The organism is Novosphingobium indicum (genome assembly GCF_014645195.1).
In the GTDB taxonomy this organism is placed as follows: Bacteria; Pseudomonadota; Alphaproteobacteria; order Sphingomonadales; family Sphingomonadaceae; genus Novosphingobium; species Novosphingobium indicum.
Genome location: NZ_BMLK01000020.1, coordinates 31,008 through 48,460 on the forward strand (window position 1 = coordinate 31,008; position 17,453 = coordinate 48,460).

A 17,453-nucleotide genomic window follows, 5' to 3' on the forward strand; every position below is an offset into this window, starting at 1 on the left:
GCGACCGCCTGACTCTACCACGTCATCGATTCGGTGAACACACCGGCAATGATTTGGGCAGCCTAGTTCTGCGCTGCGTCGAACTGCTCGAACAGCGTGTCCAGTGCATTGCGTGCCTTTGCCGTGAGCGTCAGATAGGCGCGCCTGGCGTCGGCAGGATCGTCTTGCCTTTCGACATATCCATTCTGGACCAGAATACTGATCCACCGCAGACCGGTGGAGTTTGCCACTCCGGCAGCTATGCACGCACTGGTTATGCAGATCTGCTTTTTTTCTTGCTCGGAGACGTAAAGATCAAGGAGCAGATCCCATGCCGGATCGCCGAACATGCCCGGTTGGAACAGTGCGTCGCGCTGACGCCTGAGGCGATAGAGGCGCGCTGCCATATCGCTTTGACCATGCAGGTCTTTTTCGGGAAATTCATCGCATGGTGCGGGAATCCCGGGATTTTTTTCACGTCCTGACTTTTCTGCGAAACCAGAACCATCGCTCCCATCGGTCGTGGTGTTGTACATTGGCGCCCCTTTTGCGGTTGACCCGCTAGGGGTTTACTAACCCGCATTCCTTCCGTTTTGGAACCAAAATCGACGCGCGGCGAAATGCAATCCTTTGCCTCGCCGCCGTTTCAGAACGTTTTATCTTAATTCTGTTAGGTTAGTGCCGCCAATGCGCTTACAATGCAGTGCGGCAATGGCCGAATGTGATGGGTGTGAGTGATGTTTTCAAAAGCTGCTTCGTCGAAAGACGCTTTGAAGGCTTCGATAGACGCGCTGCGACAGATCGTGACGCTCTACGATGAGCAGGGCCTTGCGCTGCCCGCCGTGCACGCAGCCACGGCGCTGGAAGCGGCCTGCTTTGCCCTGGAAAATGACGAGATCGGTGTCGGCGCGGATATGCGAACCGATGGCTGGAAGCACCGTCCGAACTGAGCGGAGGCCTCAGGCGCTCATCGCCATGGTCTTTGCATGGCGCTTGCGCTTGGCTTCGTAGAGAGCAGCATCGGCCTCTTTCAGCAAGGCGTCCAGATCAACACTGCGGTCGGTACTGATCGCAGTTCCAACGCACGTTGATATCGAAAGTTCGTACTCTGCGAGAGCGTAGGGTTGGGCGATCGTCGCCACTATCCGGCGCGCCAGCAGATCCGCCTCGTCGGCATGATGTATGCCGAACTGAACGACAGCGAACTCGTCACCGCCCATCCGAGCCACCATGTCGCCGCTCCGCACGGCGCCGCGCAGCCGGTCCGCCACGGCCTGAAGCAGGGCGTCGCCGACGGCGTGTCCATGACGGTCGTTGATCGGCTTGAAGCCGTTGAGGTCGAGGTAGTGGACGGCAATCGCGCGATGCGGTGATGTTAGCGCGGCATGTTCGTCGAAATACTCCTGCAGGGCGAGGCGGTTGGGCAGGGTGGTCAGCGTATCGCAGCGGGCCAGCGAGACCGATGCCAGGCGTTGCCCGACTTCGGACTTGGAGGTTTCGAAGCGGACGTGAATGGCCTGGATGCCGCCAACCACGAAAGCCGAGGCTATGGTCGCCATGCCGATGTAGACCGGCTCCGCCTTCAGGGCGGCTGCGACGATAGGCGGCCCCACTGCCAGCAGCATGCTGGGAATAGCCAGCCTCGGACGCTGCCCGCAATTTGTCGCCACGCCGGCGCAATAGCCCACGACAACACAGATCGTGAGCATGTGCAGCTCTGGTGTCGACCAGAGGAAAATGTGCAGGGAGAGGATGCCGAGCAGCAGAGAGAACGCCAGGTACGGAACCGAGAAAAGAACCTCGAGCCGACGGGCGTCTTTTCGGTCGAGAGCGGCGGTGAGCGCGCAGTCGCGAAAACGCATGGTAATGGCGATACGGGTCGAGCTGGCCACAATTCCGGCGACGCCCAGAAGCAATAGCCCCGGTTCCGCTTTGTTGCGGTAGGCGAGCCCGAAATTGACGATGAAGGCCACCCACATGACGAGCGCAGGCACCACGTTGAGATAAAGGCTGCGAACCTGCTCAACGTAGACCCGGTCGGTCAGAGAAGCGGCAAAGCGGTCGGGCAAATCGACGCGTCCTTGATGCGTTATCGAAAAGTCAACTTCCTCCTGTTTAAAGGTGAAAGGTTATCGAAATCGAAACGCGTCGTGCGCGATTGTCCTGCGGTGCTCTCGGGCATGCACGCGCGGGAAATTGCACGTCCACCGCTTACCGGAATGAAAGGGCGCTCCCCAGAGGAGCGCCGGTTGCCGTGATCAGGCGCGGCCGACGGAGGTGTAGGCAAATCCCGCTTCGCGCATGGCCTCGGGCTGGTAGATATTGCGCAGATCGACCAGTACTGGCGCCTTGAGCAATGACTTGACGCGATTGAGATCGAGCGCGCGGAAAGCATCCCACTCGGTTACGATCACCACGGCATCCGCCCCATCGATGGCCGAATAGGGGTCGCCCATCATCTCCACTTCGGACATCAGCGGCCGCGCCTGCTCCATCCCTTCCGGGTCATAGGCGGCGACGGAAACCTTCGCGTCGTTCAGCGTCTGGGCAATGGCGATGGCGGGCGAATCGCGCATGTCGTCGGTGTTGGGCTTGAAGGTGAGCCCGAGCATGGCCACGCGCTTGCCGCGCGCTTCGTCGGGGCCGCCCAGCGCCTCGATGACCTTGCGGCCCATGGCGCGCTTGCGCAGGTCGTTGACCTTCACCACCGCCTCGACGATGCGAACGGGACTTTCATAATCCTCTGCCGTCTTGAGCAGCGCCAGCGTGTCCTTAGGGAAGCACGAACCGCCATACCCGGGGCCTGCGTGCAGGAACTTCGAGCCGATGCGCCCGTCGAGGCCGATGCCGCGCGCGACGTCCTGCACATTGCCGCCGACCTTCTCGCAAAGGTCCGCCATTTCGTTCATGAAAGTGATCTTGGTCGCCAGGAACGCGTTCGCGGCATACTTGATCAGTTCGGAAGAGCGGCGCGAGGTGAACAGCAGCGGCGATTCGTTGAGGAACAGCGGGCGGTAGACTTCGCGCATGACCTCGCGGCCGAAATCGTCCTCGGCGCCGATGACGATGCGGTCGGGACGCTTGAAGTCGCCGATGGCCGCGCCTTCGCGCAGGAATTCCGGGTTGGAAACGACCGAGACGAGATGCGGGGTGCCGCTGTCGCGTAGGACCCGCTCGACCTCGTCCCCGGTCCCCACCGGCACGGTCGACTTGGTAACGACCACCGCATCGTTCGAAAGGTTCTCGCCCACTTCGCGCGCGACGGCATAGACGAACGAAAGGTCGGCGTGCCCGTCGCCGCGGCGCGAGGGCGTGCCTACGGCGATGAAGATGGCGCTCGCGCCCCTGATGCCCTCGGCAAGGTCGGTGGTGAACGAGAGGCGGCCGGCCTTGACGTTGCCGGCGACCAGCGCATCGAGACCCGGCTCGTAGATTGGCATCACGCCGGCGTGCAGCCGGTCGATCTTCGCCTGGTCCTTGTCGATGCAGACGACATCGTGACCGAAATCGGCGAAACACGCCCCCGAAACCAGGCCCACATAGCCCGAGCCTACCATCGCAATCTTCATGAAAACCTCGTTCGGTCGAATTCCGTCCGGCCTTTAAAGCCAAGCGCCATCAAGTCCAATCCCGTTGCCCGTCCCGTCACCGCCCGTGAAAGCTGCGGAACCATTCCACGAAGCGCGGCACGCCTTCTTCGATCGGGGTCGAGGGCGCATAGCCGGTGTCGCGGGTGAGGGCAGTGATGTCGGCATAAGTCGCCGGCACGTCGCCGGGCTGCATCGGTAGAAGGTTGAGCTCGGCCTTGCGGCCGCAGGCCTGCTCCAGCACCTCGATCAGCCGCATCAGGTGCTCCGACCGGTTATTGCCGATGTTGTAGAGCGCATGCGGTTTCACGCTGCCGCCGGCCTTCTCATCGCCGTCATCGGCGGGCGGGCGATCAAGGCAGGCCAGCACGCCGCCGACGATGTCGTCGATATAGGTGAAGTCGCGGTGCATCTCGCCGTGATTGTAGACGTCGATCGGGCGGTCCGAGAGGATCCGGTCGGCGAACTTCCACATTGCCATGTCCGGGCGGCCCCACGGACCGTAGACCGTGAAGAAGCGCAGGCCGGTGAGCGGAATGCGGAAGAGGTGGGCGTAAGTCTCGCTCATCAGCTCGTCGGCCTTCTTGGTGGCGGCATAGAGCGAGACGGGATGATCGGCGCGGTCCTCTACCGCAAAAGGCAGCTTGGTGTTGCCGCCGTAGACGGAGCTCGAGCTGGCATAGACCATGTGCCCGACCTCACGTGCGCGCGCCAGTTCGAGCATGTTGACGTGCCCGGCCAGATTGGAGGCAACGTAGGCCTGCGGATTTTCCAGCGAATAACGCACACCGGCCTGCGCGCCGAGGTGGATGATCGCGCCGAAGCGCTGGTCTTCCAGCCCCGCGGACAGGGCATTCATGTCGGCAAAGTCCAGTTCGCGGAACTGGAACAGGTTGCCGAAGCGCACGCCGACACGGTCGAGCCGGGCGCGCTTTAGCGACACCGGATAGTAGTCGTTCATGTTGTCGATGCCGATAACCGCTTGCCCGCGGGCCATGAGCGCCTCGGCCACGGCAGCTCCGATGAAGCCTGCCGCACCGGTTACCAGAACCGCCGAATCGTGAACGCTCATCGAGTCTCCAATCATGCATCGGGCCGGGCCCGGGCCGCTACGGCATTCGGGCAGTGCGGCTGCGGCATAGCGGGAAAAGGTGCACTAGTGGATAACGCGGGCAGCGGCCAGAGCGGGCACGGATCGGAGATTTCGGGCAGAGGGTTACGGAGCGGGCACAGGAGAGAGGGACACGTCCCTCCTGTTCCCGCTCCGTGTTCCCGCGGCCGGCATGAATACCGGTTGCGGGAACGGTCACCTCGGAATGCCACGGGCCGGTGCGGGCGGGCGCATCGTGCCGGGGCGTAATCTCTTGCGTCTTGGAAAGCACAGTGCCCCCGGCCGCGTTCGCCGCGCCAGTTAGCATCGACCTATGTCACTTTTGGGTCGTCGAACGGCGTGCCTATCGCCGGGTCGATTACTGGCCGCCGGCCTGGAAGGCTGCCGTACAAGCGATGTGGCTGCAATTGCGGCCGTGGAGTTGAGAGACGCGAAATGCCGGCGGTCTATTCGCCGCGAATCTCGGTCAGCTTGCGTTCCCAGGCGAGCGCATGCTCGACGATGGTCGGCAGGTCCGCATAGCGCGGCTCCCAGGGCAGGGTGGCCTTGATCCGGCTGTTATCCGAAATCAGCGAGGCCGGATCGCCCGCGCGGCGGCCTTCCATCCGGCGGTCGATTGTCTGATTGGTGACGCGGTCGACCGCATCGAGCACCTCGAGCACCGAAAAGCCACGACCGTATCCGCAGTTCATGGTGAGCGACTGCTGCGGATCCTCGATCAGCGCCTCGAGCGCCAGAACATGCGCATTGGCGAGATCGGAAACGTGAATGTAGTCGCGCACGCCGGTTCCGTCGGGTGTGTCGAAATCGGTCCCGAACACTCCGACATGGCTGCGCTTTCCAAGCGCGGCTTCCACCGCCACCTTGATCAGGTGCGTTGCCCCGGCGGTAGACTGCCCGGTCCGCGCCTGCGGGTCCGCGCCTGCGACGTTGAAATAGCGAAGCGCGCAGAAGTTGAGCGGATGTGCCCTGGCCACGTCCCCCAGCATGATCTCGGTCATCAGCTTGGACATGCCGTAGGGATTGATCGGCGACTTGGGACTGTCTTCCGTGACCGGAGACACCTCGGGCACGCCATAGGTCGCCGCCGTCGAGCTGAAGATGAAGTGCTTCACGCTGGCCTTCACCGCCGCATCGATCAGTGCCCGGCTCTTGGCCGTATTGTTGAGATAGTACTTCAGCGGGTTCTCGACCGATTCCGGCACGATGATCGACCCTGCGAAATGCATGATCGCCTGCGTACCCTGCTCGGCGAAAATGCGCGCGAGCAGCTCGCCGTCCTCGATGTCGCCCTCGTAGAGCGGCACGCCATCGGGAATCGCAAACCTGAAGCCGGTGCTGAGGTTATCGACCACCGCCACCGGCCAGCCAGCGTCCTTGAGGGCAAGAACGGCATGGCTGCCGATGTAGCCGGCACCGCCGGTAACGAGGACAGGGATTTTGGTCGTCATCATCCGTCCTCATCTACCGAGGCGAAAGGAGGCGGCTGCCGCCGGCCTTATCGAGTGGCAATCAGCGAGAACGCATTCAGAGCCGGCGCGGCCTTCAGGAAGTTCTGCCAGAACGCCCTCGTTCCCGAGTATCCGACCATCACGACATCGCGATCCATCACGATCGGATCGGGTATCAAACCGCCACGAATGTCTTTCAGATTGAAGCGTCCCGCCATGCGCTGGCCATCTATCGTCCGAAATATGATCACTTCACTGAGCTTTGCCGTATCGGTTGGACTCTCGGCACGGGCAATTGCCGAAAGCAGAGTAGTGTCGTAGTCAATCTCGTAGACGCCGGGCTTGTTTACTTCGCCTTCAACCGAAACGTAACGGGGGGCTGCTTCAACAACCGAAATGGTTACCTGTGGATCGACGAGGTATTTTCTGCCCAGAAGGCCAGCGACCTTTTGGGATACTTCGGCGGGTGTCTGTCCTGCGGCCTTGATCTGCCCGACCAGTGGCAGCTGGATATAGCCCGCATCGTCAACGCGCAGCTTCTCAAAGGTGAGATCGGGCTCGCCGAAAACGTTGATGGCAATCGTATCTGCGGGATCGATAGTATAGGCCGTTGGTGCTTCAACAGTCGCCGGGATGATATCGTATGCGGCGGCCCCGGTAGGCATATTCGGATTCTGCGACACCGAACTGCAGCCTGCCACTGCAGCCATAGCTGCAAACAACGTGGCAAGGCCGAGACCTTTACGCGTACTGAGCATTATTGAACGTCTCCATGACCTTGAGTGCATTGCCATAACCGGCCCCCACCATGATGGCTAGGTCGAAACAAAGGGAGTGTGCCAAAGGAGGAAACTCGTTGGAGTGAGGGCGTAGTCTTTCCTAACTCGAAACCCGGCATGGAGCGGTTTTCTATAGTGCTTTATGCAGGGTGCAAAGCCTTGATCTGTTTGGCGCGCGAATTTTGGATGAAGCAATTTTCATCCGATCGTCGCCGAATGCGCATTACGGGGAAAGCGTATTCGAAAAAGTGTCTGTCCTTTTCGCTGCCTATTTCGATGTCGAGCGCGCCGATCAATCCGCAAGGGGCGGCACTTCCGGTGGGCAGACCATTGGAGCTGATTCGAGGTGAGCCTCGAATCGCCGGATACGTTCCGGCACATTGCGATGACTCGGGCCGCGCAGCCATCGCAGCCAGTCGCGCTTGTTGTATCGCTGCCAGATGGCGAGGCCCCGACTTACATCGAAGCCCGCGCAGCGCATCAAGTCGGCACCGAGTATATCGGCACGGTCTTCCATGGCTCGCCGTTGTCCCAAGCCACGTGCCTTGCCATCCCGGGCGACGACATGCGCCAGTTCATGTCCTGCAAAAATGGCCAATTCGTCGGCATTCCGGGCAAAATCGACCAGCTTGCCGCTGAGCGCCACATTGTTGCCGTCGCTGTACGCCGTGAGCCCCTTCCCGGTCTTGAGTATGAAGCGCGTAGCGCAGGCTGTTTCACCCTTAAACGAGACGGTTACAGGCTGGCCGTCTCGCTCCAGAACGAGCGTGACGTCGCGTCCTTCCGGTGTTGCAGCAAGCCGTTCCTCGATCTGATCGGCGAGCAACGCTGTATCGTGGCTTTGAATATGCAGCTGCGAAATCGGCATGCCGTTTACAGACAGAATGTCATCCCCGACCTGGACGCCCGCCGATTCTGCAGGGCTTTCGGCGGCGACGGAAATTACCTGCGGTGCATCTCCCAGTCCCGCGTACTCCCGCACGACTTGCTGGTCGCCTGATGCGTATGCACCAATGTAATCGATCTTAATTCCTGTGAGGGTGTTTGAATCGCTGCAAAGGTTTGCGGCAGATTTGCGTAGTCGATATTCGACGTTTCCGATTCGATCGATCTGATTACGAATCGAAATCGGCCACGGTTGGGAGGCGGTTTCGGCAAAGGCGACTTTCGGTACGACGACAAGCAGTGCCGATAGGGCGACAAGTCGAACGAACGCGTGGAGTGACATAGATTTAACAGTGTCTTTCACATTGCATCGGTTTGTGCGTTGCGGTATACGATTAGGTGGACACAGACGTCTAGTGTTAGGGCAATCAACAGGAGAACCCATCCATGAAACTTCGCAACGTATTTCCGGCGGTTGCTGCTGCTGGTCTCGTTTTCGCTCCCGTGGCTGCCCAGGCGGGCACCAAGGCAGCGGCTTCGATTCCCGCTGCTGGCGTTTCGATCGCCTCTGAAGGCGCTCGCGCTTCGACTGCCGTCGCCAAGAAGCAGAAGGCCACTTCCGGTCTCCTGATCGGCGGCATCGCTCTCGCTGCGGTTGTGGGCGGCGTGATCATCGCTGCTGACGACAACGGTTCGGGCGGCTCCTGATTTAATCGGGGATTGTAGGGAGGGCTCGGAGGAGTTAATGCTCCGCCGAGCCCTTTCTTTTTAAGTCTAGTTTATTAGTTGGAAGAGGGCGGTCTTGGCGAGGTTAGTCCGGTCACGGCATCCTCTTGAGGATGGTGGCAGCGCAAAAGGCTCTCTGTGGCTACGCCCCGATTTTCAAGCACAGTTTTTGCTGGTTCTCGCGCTGCTCCTTGGTGGCGGTGGCGCGGCTTATGGCGTTTACAACTTGGTTGTCCAGTTGGCGTCTTTGCTCATTTTGGCGTTGAATTCGGGCCGTGTTCTATACTTTTTCCGACGAGGGCCAGGTATATATGTTGCGCTAGTTATTTTGACTTTGGCGCTTCCGGTAATGCAACTGTTACCCTTCCCTCCTGCAGTATGGGCAAGTCTGCCGGGCCGCGATCTGTTGGCTGAAAGCCTCTCGCTCATTGATAGTCCTGAGGCGTGGTATCCAATATCATTGTCGCCTTCGCGAACTTTTGTAGCACTGATGTCGCTCTTACCCGTATTTGCCATCATGGTGCTGGTTAGTAATTTCGATGACCGTCAGTGGCGCGCGACTTTTCGTGTTTTCGTAGTTGCTGCTATCGCATTGGTTGTGCTTGGTAGTCTGCAGTTGTTGCTAGAGAACAGGTGCTTTTTGCTCTACCGTGAAAGAGTTCATCCTGACTTTCTTTATGCTACTTTCGCAAACCATAACACTAGCGGGTTGTTTTTTGTTCTAGCGGTGGTGTCATTGCAGGCGCTCGCGTGCCTCGCTCCACACAATTCCAAAACCCGCGGAGATCGGCCCTGGAGTTCCCGTTGGGTCGCCATTGCCATCGGCGCAGTGTTTGCAGTTGCGGTTATACTGACGCAGTCTCGCTCAAGTATGGCGTTGCTTGCTGTTGTTTTTGCAGTATCAGCTATACTCTTGATGCCTGACGTAAAGATGGTGCGTTGGCAGAAAGTGGTCGCGCTGTTGATGTCTGTCGCGTTTGCCATTGGGGCGATGCTGGTGGTTGGCGGGGGTACGAGATTCGCTGCAAGTCTTGGGCGCTTTGACAAAATTGAAGACGTGCGTCCTGCCATCTGGGAAGACACTCTTGCGTCGATTGAGCGCTTTTGGCCGGTAGGCAGTGGGATATCGTCATTCGCGGAAGTGTTTGAAGTCGATGAGTCGTTGGAAAACGTCTGGCCCTACCGTGCGGGGCGCGCTCACAACGACTACCTCGAAATCGCGCAAGAGGGCGGCTTGCCTGGACTCATGTTAATCCTCGGCTGGATAGGGTGGTCTGCCTGGGCTTCATATAAGTCTTGGTCTAACGGAAGACTGCGTCTGGCAAGCGCTGCAATTACGGCGCTAGTGATGATAGGTCTACAATCTGTGATCGATTATCCGCTAAGAAACCAGGCAATATTGTGTGTGGGTACGCTGTTTCTTGCATTTTTGACATATTCTTCGCAATTGAAAATTCATCGCGGCAGGGGTGATTTATGACTTATGTAATAGAACATAGCATTTTCGGCCCATTCCGATACAACTCCGGCCTTCACTGATTGCTTTCATCTCGCTGACGTGCCACAAAATTTGAGGTCGGCACGGCGCAGATTGCAAACCGTCTTTCCTCGGCTTGCCTGCTTGAGCGTTGCGGCAAGATGTAAAAGAAAGTGAATACCCAAAATATGGCGGCTACTAGGTTGAGTGAATCGGTCATGATGAATGGCGATGAAGGAGGGGACAATGCCTCCTATGATGCACGAGATGACCTTCTGGGCATCGACCTTAAGCAAGTTCTTTCGTCCGTACGTCGCAATCTCAAGTGGATTGTCCTGATCGTAATTGGCGCGCTGGCAGCGGGATTTATTATTACCGTGTTGATGGTGCCACGATATGTGGCCACCGCTCAGGTGCTTGTTGAGCAAAATGCCGACACGATTATCGAGGGTAGCGAGCTCCAAGAGAATTCAAACCAGCCTTGGGATGCTGATCGCTTCCTAGCTACGCAGGTCGACGTTCTCCGTAGCCGTACTTTGGCAGAGCGTGTGGCGAACGGGGCGGGTCTTCTTGATAAGCAGGCATTTTATGATGCCATGGGCGCGCCTATGCCGCAATTGGACGACCTCGAAGAAAAAGGTGCTGGCAAGGCTGGCCTTCACGATTTGCGTCTCGATACGGTTGTCGAGCTTATGCAGGACAATCTCCGGATTGTGCTTCCTGTAGATAGCAGGGTCATCAAGATCGAATTTGAGTCGACTGATCCGGCTACGTCGGCACAAATCGCAAACCTTTACGCTCAAAGTTATATTGAAGCGAATCTCAAGAGGAAGTTCGAGAGTTCGTCATACGCTCGTCAGTTTCTCGCCAGTCAGCTCGCCGATGCTCGATCAAAGGTCGAGGCATCCGAGCGCGAGTTGAATCAATATTCTCGTGCTGCAGGTCTCATTCGTGTTTCTGGTCAAGGCCAGAACGCCGATCGTGAAACGACCTTATCTGTTACCAACAATTCCCTTGTTCAGGTGAACAGCGCCGCAGCCGAAGCGACGGCACAGCGTTTGGCTGCAGAGAACCGGTGGAACACAATCTCGAATGAGCCGGTTCTGGCCATTCCACAGGTCATCGAAAATGCGGCTATTCAGGATATCCTGAAGCAGAAGGCCTCGCTCGAAGCCCGCTTGGCCGATGAACGCAGTCGCCACTTGGACGACTATCCAACTGTAAAGGTTCTCAAGGCTCAAATTGCGGAGCTCAACCGTCGCATCGATACGATCGGCGGGGGGATCAAGCGGTCAATCTACCTGGACTTCAAATCTGCCAGGGAGCGTGAAGCATCGCTCAAAGGGCAGGTCGATAAGCTTCGCGACGAGGCGATGGGAGAGCAGGAGCGTGGCGTCGGCTACGCTGTGCTTAAGCGGGTCGCCGAAACTGATCGTGCTTTGTATGATACCCTGTTGGAGCGCTATAATCAGCTTAGTGCGACCGCCGGATCTACTTCCAATAATGTCACCTTGGTGGACCGGGCCGATATGCCTCGTGAGCCTTCCTCTCCAAAGCTGATCATCAACTTGCTCGTTGCCTTTGTGCTTGGTGTAATAGGTGCAGCTGTTTTCGTTCTGCTGCGTGAACACTTTGATGACACCATTCGGTCGCCAGAAGATGTTGAAGGAAAGCTGGGGCTATCGTTGCTGGGTCTCATCCCGACCGTTCCAGATGGCGAGGCAGCAGCTGCTGCGACGGATGCAAAGTCATCACTCTCGGAAGCCTACCACTCCCTCGTCGCGAACCTCCGTTTCTCAACGGCCAATGGCTTCCCGCGCTCGATGGTGGTTACCAGCACGAACGAGGCTGAAGGTAAGACGACTTCCGCCCATTCCGTCGCTGTAGACCTTGCTCGTCTTGGCAAGTCAGTCTTGCTGATTGACGCTGACTTGCGTCGTCCAACGCTGCACCGACGTATGGCTGACAAAAATGCTGGAGGCTTCACAGAACTTCTGGTCGGTGAGTCCAGCTTTGATGCCGTGATCCATCCGTCAGACTACGACAACCTCTCGTACATGACTGCCCTGCCGATTCCACCGGAGCCCTCATTGCTTCTTGGCGGCGATCGAATGTCTGGCGTCATCAAGGAGGCATTGGAGAAATTCGATGTCGTGGTTCTGGACTCCGCCCCGCTTCTCGGCCTCTCGGATACGGCGTCGATCGCGAGTGAAGTGGACGGCGTACTCTTCGTAATTGACGCGACCCGTTTCCATCGCGGTGCCGTAAAATCTGCGCTGCGGCGCCTCACTATGGTCAACGCCCGCGTCCTCGGTGCAGTGGTTACTAAATTTGATCCAAGTTCTGCTGATGGCGATTACGCATATTACGGTTACAATTACTATACGTATGGATCTGACCGTCGCGAGGAAACGGCCTGATTGATGTGATGGCGATGTTTCGCTGGGCGTGGTATCTTTTTCTAGGACTGTTGACGGGGCTTGCAGCCATTGCTCAGGCTGACCGGCATTCCGTGGAAATGCCGAGCCTTGCCAAAATTGTGCCAGATTCCGTCGCAAGCTTTTCGTTGACTCGGAAAGTAGCGGAAGACCTGACTGAAGGTGAGTCTCAGCAAGCGTTGTGGAGCGCTAGGCGTCTGGTGTGGTTGCATCCAGTTCCAGCCGAAAATTTGACCCTTCTGGCGGTTGCTGAACTCGCAGCGGGGAATCAGGCGAGGAGTTCATCCGCCATCATGTTGTCGGCGCAACGAGGCTGGCGAGAGCCTATGGCCCAGCGTTCAATTGCACTGGCAGCCGCCGCAAGCGGGCAATGGGATATAGCTGCCGACCGGCTGGCAGCTTTATGGAAGACAAATCCGGCAAGCGACAATGTGCGTCAACTGTCGAGCGAACTGCTGCAGACTTCGGAAATGCGAACGAAATTTGCAGCAACGCTAGTTGGCGAAAGTGACTGGACGCGGGCGTTTCTAATTTGGTCCCAGGCAAATTTGCAGCCAAAGGCAGTGGTAGAATTGATGGGCGACGCCGTCGCTCATGACGTCAGATTCCCCTGCAATGGCGTCACATCATATTCTAGAGAACTGTTGGCGCGAGGTTATGCCGAACTCGCTGACCGTGTCTGGCGCAGTCAATGTGGCGTTCGCCGGAAGTCTGTAAAATCTGACTTCGCCTTCAATGTACTTCGATCAAATTCCGGTGGCGCCGAAGACCCTTATGCCTGGCGATTTCCAGATGTCGCAGGACTTGTACGAAGATTTGGCGAAGGCTCTGAGAAGGGAACGCTTAGCGTTGAAAATTCCGACCCCTTGCGACGGGTCTTTGCCAAGAAGTATCTCGCATTGCCTCCCGGGAAGCACACCCTTCATGCAAAGCTAAATGATGCATCGCAAATGCCCGGTAAAGCCGCTAGGTTCGCTATCTATTGTAGATCGCAGATCTCTAGTTCGGACAATCTGGTTGATGGATCGTTAAGTAAAGGTGATACGCAGATCCAAATACCTATGCAAAATTGCAGTGTTCAAGAGCTTCTTTTGATTGCCTCGGAGGCTGGCGTTCAAGGATTAATGGTTGATTTTGATTAGGAATCATCTTCTTGCTCATTTTTTGACGTTTCCTTTGAGTTCACTTTTTCTCTTAACGGTGTCTGTAACGATACAACTCGCACGTGCTGCGTTAGCCATATGGTGCGCTGCACCGTCTTGAGCCTGAGGGTGTTATCCTCTTGGATTTGTCGGTCCGCAGCGGTATCGTTGCGTCATTATTTGCATGAAGAAGGGCAGGAACTTGGATCCCAAAGTTGCACTTATCACGGGTGTCACCGGTCAGGATGGCGCTTATCTATCTCAGTTGCTGCTCGATAAGGGCTATGAAGTGCACGGTGTGAAGCGCCGGTCTTCATCGTTCAATACGGGACGAATTGAAGACATTTATGAGGATCCGCATCAGGAATCGGCCCGCTTTCACCTCCACTACGGTGACCTTACGGATTCGACGAACCTCATTCGCATAGTTCAAGAGGTCCGTCCGACTGAAATATATAATCTTGCGGCGCAAAGTCATGTTCAGGTGAGTTTCGAGACGCCTGAGTATACTGCTAACGCCGATGCGATCGGAACTCTAAGGTTGCTTGAGGCCATTCGAATACTCGGCCTTGAGAAAAAGACCAAATTCTATCAAGCATCCACTTCTGAATTATATGGCCTTGTTCAAGAAGTTCCGCAAAAGGAAACTACTCCATTTTACCCGCGGAGCCCTTACGGCGTGGCGAAACTTTATGGGTACTGGATTGTCGTAAATTACCGCGAAGCTTACGGTGTCCACGCATCGAACGGCATTTTGTTCAATCACGAAAGCCCTTTGCGCGGCGAAACATTTGTAACGCGTAAGATCACAAGGGCGGCGGCGGCGATCGCCCTGGGCAGGCAGGAAAAGCTCTACCTCGGCAATCTCGATGCAAAACGAGACTGGGGTCATGCACGTGAATACGTTCGCGGCATGTGGCTGATGTTGCAACAAGATCAGCCTGACGATTACGTTTTGGCTACAGGCGAAACTACAGAAGTTCGCGAATTCGTCCGCTGGGCATTTGAAGATGCTGGAATCCCGATAGAATTTCGTGGGGAAGGTGTCGATGAGAAGGGCTATGCAAAGTCTGACGGCCGGTTGCTGGTCGAGATCGATCCACGTTATTTCCGCCCGACCGAGGTCGACCTGCTTATTGGTGATCCTGCAAAAGCAAAGGAAAAGCTGGGGTGGATGCACGAAACAAGTGTTCGCGAGCTGGCTAGGGAAATGGTTCAGGCGGACCTCGAAGTGATGCGGCATGCCCCCATTGCTAAGGATTCGTGATGACTGGTTACAATCTGGAGGGGAAGCGCGTTTACGTAGCCGGCCACAAGGGCATGGTCGGCTCAGGGATAATTCGGCGATTGCAGTCCGAAGGCTGCGAGATCCTGATTTCGGATCGGTCGGTGGACCTGCGCGAGCAAGCGCAGGTGCGGGAATGGTACAAGGATAACAGCCCAGACGCTGTGTTTGTCGCCGCTGCCAAAGTCGGAGGTATATTGGCGAACGATACCTATCCGGCCGATTTCCTTTACGACAACCTGATGATCGAGGCCAATCTCATCGGCGGTGCACGTGCGCAGGGTGTTGAGAAGCTCATGTTCCTTGGCTCTTCGTGCATTTATCCGAAGATGGCTTCGCAGCCTATTGGTGAAGATGCCTTGCTGACGGGGCCTCTTGAGCCGACGAACGAATGGTATGCCATTGCAAAGATTGCCGGCATCAAGCTTTGCGAAGCCTTCCGAAAGCAATACGGCTCTGATTTTATCAGCGGGATGCCGACGAACCTATATGGGCCTGGCGATAACTTCGATCTGAAGTCAAGTCATGTGCTGCCTGCGCTCATGCGCAAAGCTCATGAAGCCAAGGAACGTGGCGAGCCCCATATAACTATCTGGGGTACTGGTACGCCGTGTCGTGAATTTCTGCACGTAGATGATTGTGCCGACGCATGTGTCTTTTTGATGAAGAACTATTCTGCAGCTCAGCACGTCAATATTGGTTCGGGGGTGGACATTCCAATTCGTGAGTTGGCCGAACTTGTTTGCGACGTTGTCGGCTTTGAGGGCGGTATTGAATGCGACACTGACAAGCCGGATGGAACGCCCCGAAAGTTGATGGATTCTGCAAAGTTGCAGGAGCTTGGATGGTCTCCGGAAATTACCCTTGAGGCCGGTGTCCGTAGTACATATGAGTGGTTTTTGAAAAATTCGCTGTAAAATGTTGCCCATTAAGGGCTCGCTGGGGCGATCTTCAATGCCTTTACTGGGTTCATTCTAGCGGTCTTTTGTTGATCACGATCAAAGGAATTGGCCGCAAGATTTTTCAGGTTTCGGTCGGCGGCAGTTCCAATCGTCGCCAATTTGCCACGTTACGGCTGCATGGTATGATGGTCGCGCCTTGATGCAGTGCAGCATCTGCAGTACGAGTCACTAAGCATTTGACCCCCGTTGGCTTCTTTTGTGTGAAGGACCGATTGCTGGGTAATAGCCCGTGTTAAGGAAGGATTGACGATGACAGTCTTGTCTCTCGAGATGAATGAGTTGAACTTCCATTACATTGAGAAGTTCATCGAAGAGGGAAAACTTCCGAATTTCGGGGCTCTGCTGGCCAAGTGTCAACTTACCCGCACGATTGCTGAAAAGGCTTATCCTGACCTTGAGCCGTGGATTCAATGGCCCACGGTTTACAGCGGCAAGACTTATGCTGAGCATGGCATTTTTCGACTCGGAGACATCGTAAGCCGCGATTACCCCCAAATTTGGGAAGCGCTCGAGCAGGAGGGCTTGAGGGTTGGTGCGATTTCGCCGATGAATGCTGCGAACCGCTGTGAAAATCCGTGTTTTTTCCTCCCTGATCCATGGACGAATACCGATATTACCGCAGATGATGCGACCAAAAAGCTTTGGAAGCTGGTTGCTTCGATTGTGAATTCCAACGCTTCGAATGACCTGGGTTTTGCAGCAGTCGGAAAGCAACTCGCCCCTCTCGCAATGCGGTATGTAAATGCAGCATCAACGGCACGCTACACGCGCGTTCTGCTGAAGGCGTTGCGTTACAAGTGGGCCAAGGCGGCATTCCTCGACGTTCTCTTGTTTGACCTGGCCATGAAGTTGAAGGAGCGCGAGCGGCCGGACTACATGTCGCTGTTTCTCAACGCGGGCGCGCATATTCAGCATCATCACACGTATGATTCCAGCGTGTACAGCGGCGAAATGGCCAATCCCGAGTGGTACAGTAAAGCCGCGGCAAACGATGAAGATCCCCTTTTGTTTATCTATGAGGTTTATGACGACATCATCGGCGAATGTATGCGTCGCTCGGATCTCCGAGTGCTCATAACCACTGGACTTAGTCAGACTCCAAATCCGCGAGAGCACTATCAGTATCGAATGGTGGAATTCGATGCATTCTTGGGCAAGTTGGGCGTGACTGGCGCTAAGGTTTTGCCGCGGATGTCGCGCGATTTCCTCCTTGAATTTGAAGATCGCGTGGATGCAGAAGCGGCAATAGCCAAACTGACTGCCACGTCCGTCGGTAACTCGGATACGCCCTTGATCCGCATTGAAGACCGCGGTCTGACGCTGTTTTGCCAAGTATGCTACTTTGGTCGGCCCGAAGGTTTAAAGGCAGTTCAGTTCGATGGACGGAGTTTCGACGCGTCGGACGATCTCGTGCTTGTATCCATTGAAAACGCCATTCATCAGACGACCGGCTATCACGTTGACATGAATGTCCCGAAAGGGGCAGGTGACGATGAAATATCTCTGACAGAAGTGTTTAACCGTCTCAAGAACGCAGCTTTGGCAGAGTCAGGGGCGCTTACGAAACTTGCCGGTTGAGCCGGCAAGGGATGTGAGTAACGTCGCACTTAAATCGCGTCAGGCGAAGTAAT

Annotated in this window: 15 protein-coding genes; 8 read left to right on the forward strand and 7 right to left on the reverse strand. The window is 56.5% G+C overall.

The features are described 5' to 3' along the window. Nucleotides 1-62: 62 nt before the first annotated feature. Nucleotides 63-515, reverse strand: a complete 453-nt coding sequence (locus IEX64_RS18285; RefSeq protein WP_188821913.1) for a winged helix DNA-binding protein — start codon at nucleotides 513-515, stop codon at nucleotides 63-65. 234 nt (nucleotides 516-749) lie between these two features. Between IEX64_RS18285 and IEX64_RS18290 the strand changes: the two genes are divergently transcribed. Then, a complete protein-coding gene (locus IEX64_RS18290) occupies nucleotides 750-929 on the forward strand; it encodes a hypothetical protein (protein WP_188821914.1) in 180 nt (59 codons plus the stop codon). Nucleotides 930-938: 9 nt separating this feature from the next. Here the strand turns inward: IEX64_RS18290 and IEX64_RS18295 are convergent, their stop codons facing one another. From IEX64_RS18295 to IEX64_RS18320, 6 genes are all read right to left on the reverse strand, one after another. Further along, nucleotides 939-2,048 (reverse strand): GGDEF domain-containing protein, encoded by a 1,110-nt coding sequence (locus tag IEX64_RS18295; protein WP_229710557.1) that lies wholly within the window; start codon nucleotides 2,046-2,048, stop codon nucleotides 939-941. Between the two features lie 189 nt (nucleotides 2,049-2,237). Then, complete coding sequence (locus tag IEX64_RS18300) at nucleotides 2,238-3,548, reverse strand: UDP-glucose dehydrogenase family protein (protein WP_188821916.1); 1,311 nt, start codon at nucleotides 3,546-3,548, stop codon at nucleotides 2,238-2,240. Between the two features lie 76 nt (nucleotides 3,549-3,624). Then, nucleotides 3,625-4,638, reverse strand: coding sequence for an NAD-dependent epimerase/dehydratase family protein (locus IEX64_RS18305; protein ID WP_188821919.1), 1,014 nt, complete (start codon nucleotides 4,636-4,638; stop codon nucleotides 3,625-3,627). 485 nt (nucleotides 4,639-5,123) lie between these two features. Continuing rightward, complete coding sequence (galE, locus tag IEX64_RS18310; protein WP_188822005.1) at nucleotides 5,124-6,128, reverse strand: UDP-glucose 4-epimerase GalE; 1,005 nt, start codon at nucleotides 6,126-6,128, stop codon at nucleotides 5,124-5,126. Between the two features lie 47 nt (nucleotides 6,129-6,175). Then, complete coding sequence (locus tag IEX64_RS18315) at nucleotides 6,176-6,886, reverse strand: polysaccharide biosynthesis/export family protein (protein ID WP_229710558.1); 711 nt, start codon at nucleotides 6,884-6,886, stop codon at nucleotides 6,176-6,178. 313 nt (nucleotides 6,887-7,199) lie between these two features. Then, nucleotides 7,200-8,156, reverse strand: a complete 957-nt coding sequence (locus IEX64_RS18320) for a PDZ domain-containing protein (protein ID WP_188821921.1) — start codon at nucleotides 8,154-8,156, stop codon at nucleotides 7,200-7,202. Nucleotides 8,157-8,239: 83 nt separating this feature from the next. Between IEX64_RS18320 and IEX64_RS18325 the strand changes: the two genes are divergently transcribed. The 7 genes from IEX64_RS18325 (at nucleotide 8,240) to IEX64_RS18355 (ending at nucleotide 17,400) form a co-directional block, all read left to right on the forward strand. Further along, nucleotides 8,240-8,500 carry a hypothetical protein gene (locus tag IEX64_RS18325; RefSeq protein ID WP_188821923.1) on the forward strand — a complete coding sequence of 87 codons (261 nt, stop codon included), beginning with the start codon at nucleotides 8,240-8,242 and terminating at the stop codon, nucleotides 8,498-8,500. Between the two features lie 94 nt (nucleotides 8,501-8,594). Continuing rightward, nucleotides 8,595-9,998, forward strand: coding sequence for an O-antigen ligase family protein (locus tag IEX64_RS18330; protein ID WP_188821925.1), 1,404 nt, complete (start codon nucleotides 8,595-8,597; stop codon nucleotides 9,996-9,998). Nucleotides 9,999-10,213: 215 nt separating this feature from the next. Beyond that, a complete protein-coding gene (locus tag IEX64_RS18335; RefSeq protein ID WP_188821927.1) occupies nucleotides 10,214-12,415 on the forward strand; it encodes a GumC family protein in 2,202 nt (733 codons plus the stop codon). 8 nt (nucleotides 12,416-12,423) lie between these two features. Further along, nucleotides 12,424-13,575: a tetratricopeptide repeat protein gene (locus tag IEX64_RS18340; protein WP_188821929.1), complete on the forward strand. Its 1,152-nt coding sequence runs from the start codon at nucleotides 12,424-12,426 to the stop codon at nucleotides 13,573-13,575. Between the two features lie 202 nt (nucleotides 13,576-13,777). Then, nucleotides 13,778-14,842 carry a GDP-mannose 4,6-dehydratase gene (gene gmd / locus IEX64_RS18345; RefSeq protein ID WP_229710559.1) on the forward strand — a complete coding sequence of 355 codons (1,065 nt, stop codon included), beginning with the start codon at nucleotides 13,778-13,780 and terminating at the stop codon, nucleotides 14,840-14,842. Next, nucleotides 14,842-15,777, forward strand: coding sequence for a GDP-L-fucose synthase (gene fcl, locus IEX64_RS18350; RefSeq protein WP_308422616.1), 936 nt, complete (start codon nucleotides 14,842-14,844; stop codon nucleotides 15,775-15,777). The genes gmd and fcl overlap by 1 nt, the downstream gene beginning before the upstream one ends. Before the next feature lie 294 nt (nucleotides 15,778-16,071). Further along, nucleotides 16,072-17,400, forward strand: coding sequence for an alkaline phosphatase family protein (locus IEX64_RS18355; RefSeq protein WP_188821933.1), 1,329 nt, complete (start codon nucleotides 16,072-16,074; stop codon nucleotides 17,398-17,400). The last annotated feature ends 53 nt before the right edge of the window (nucleotides 17,401-17,453 follow it).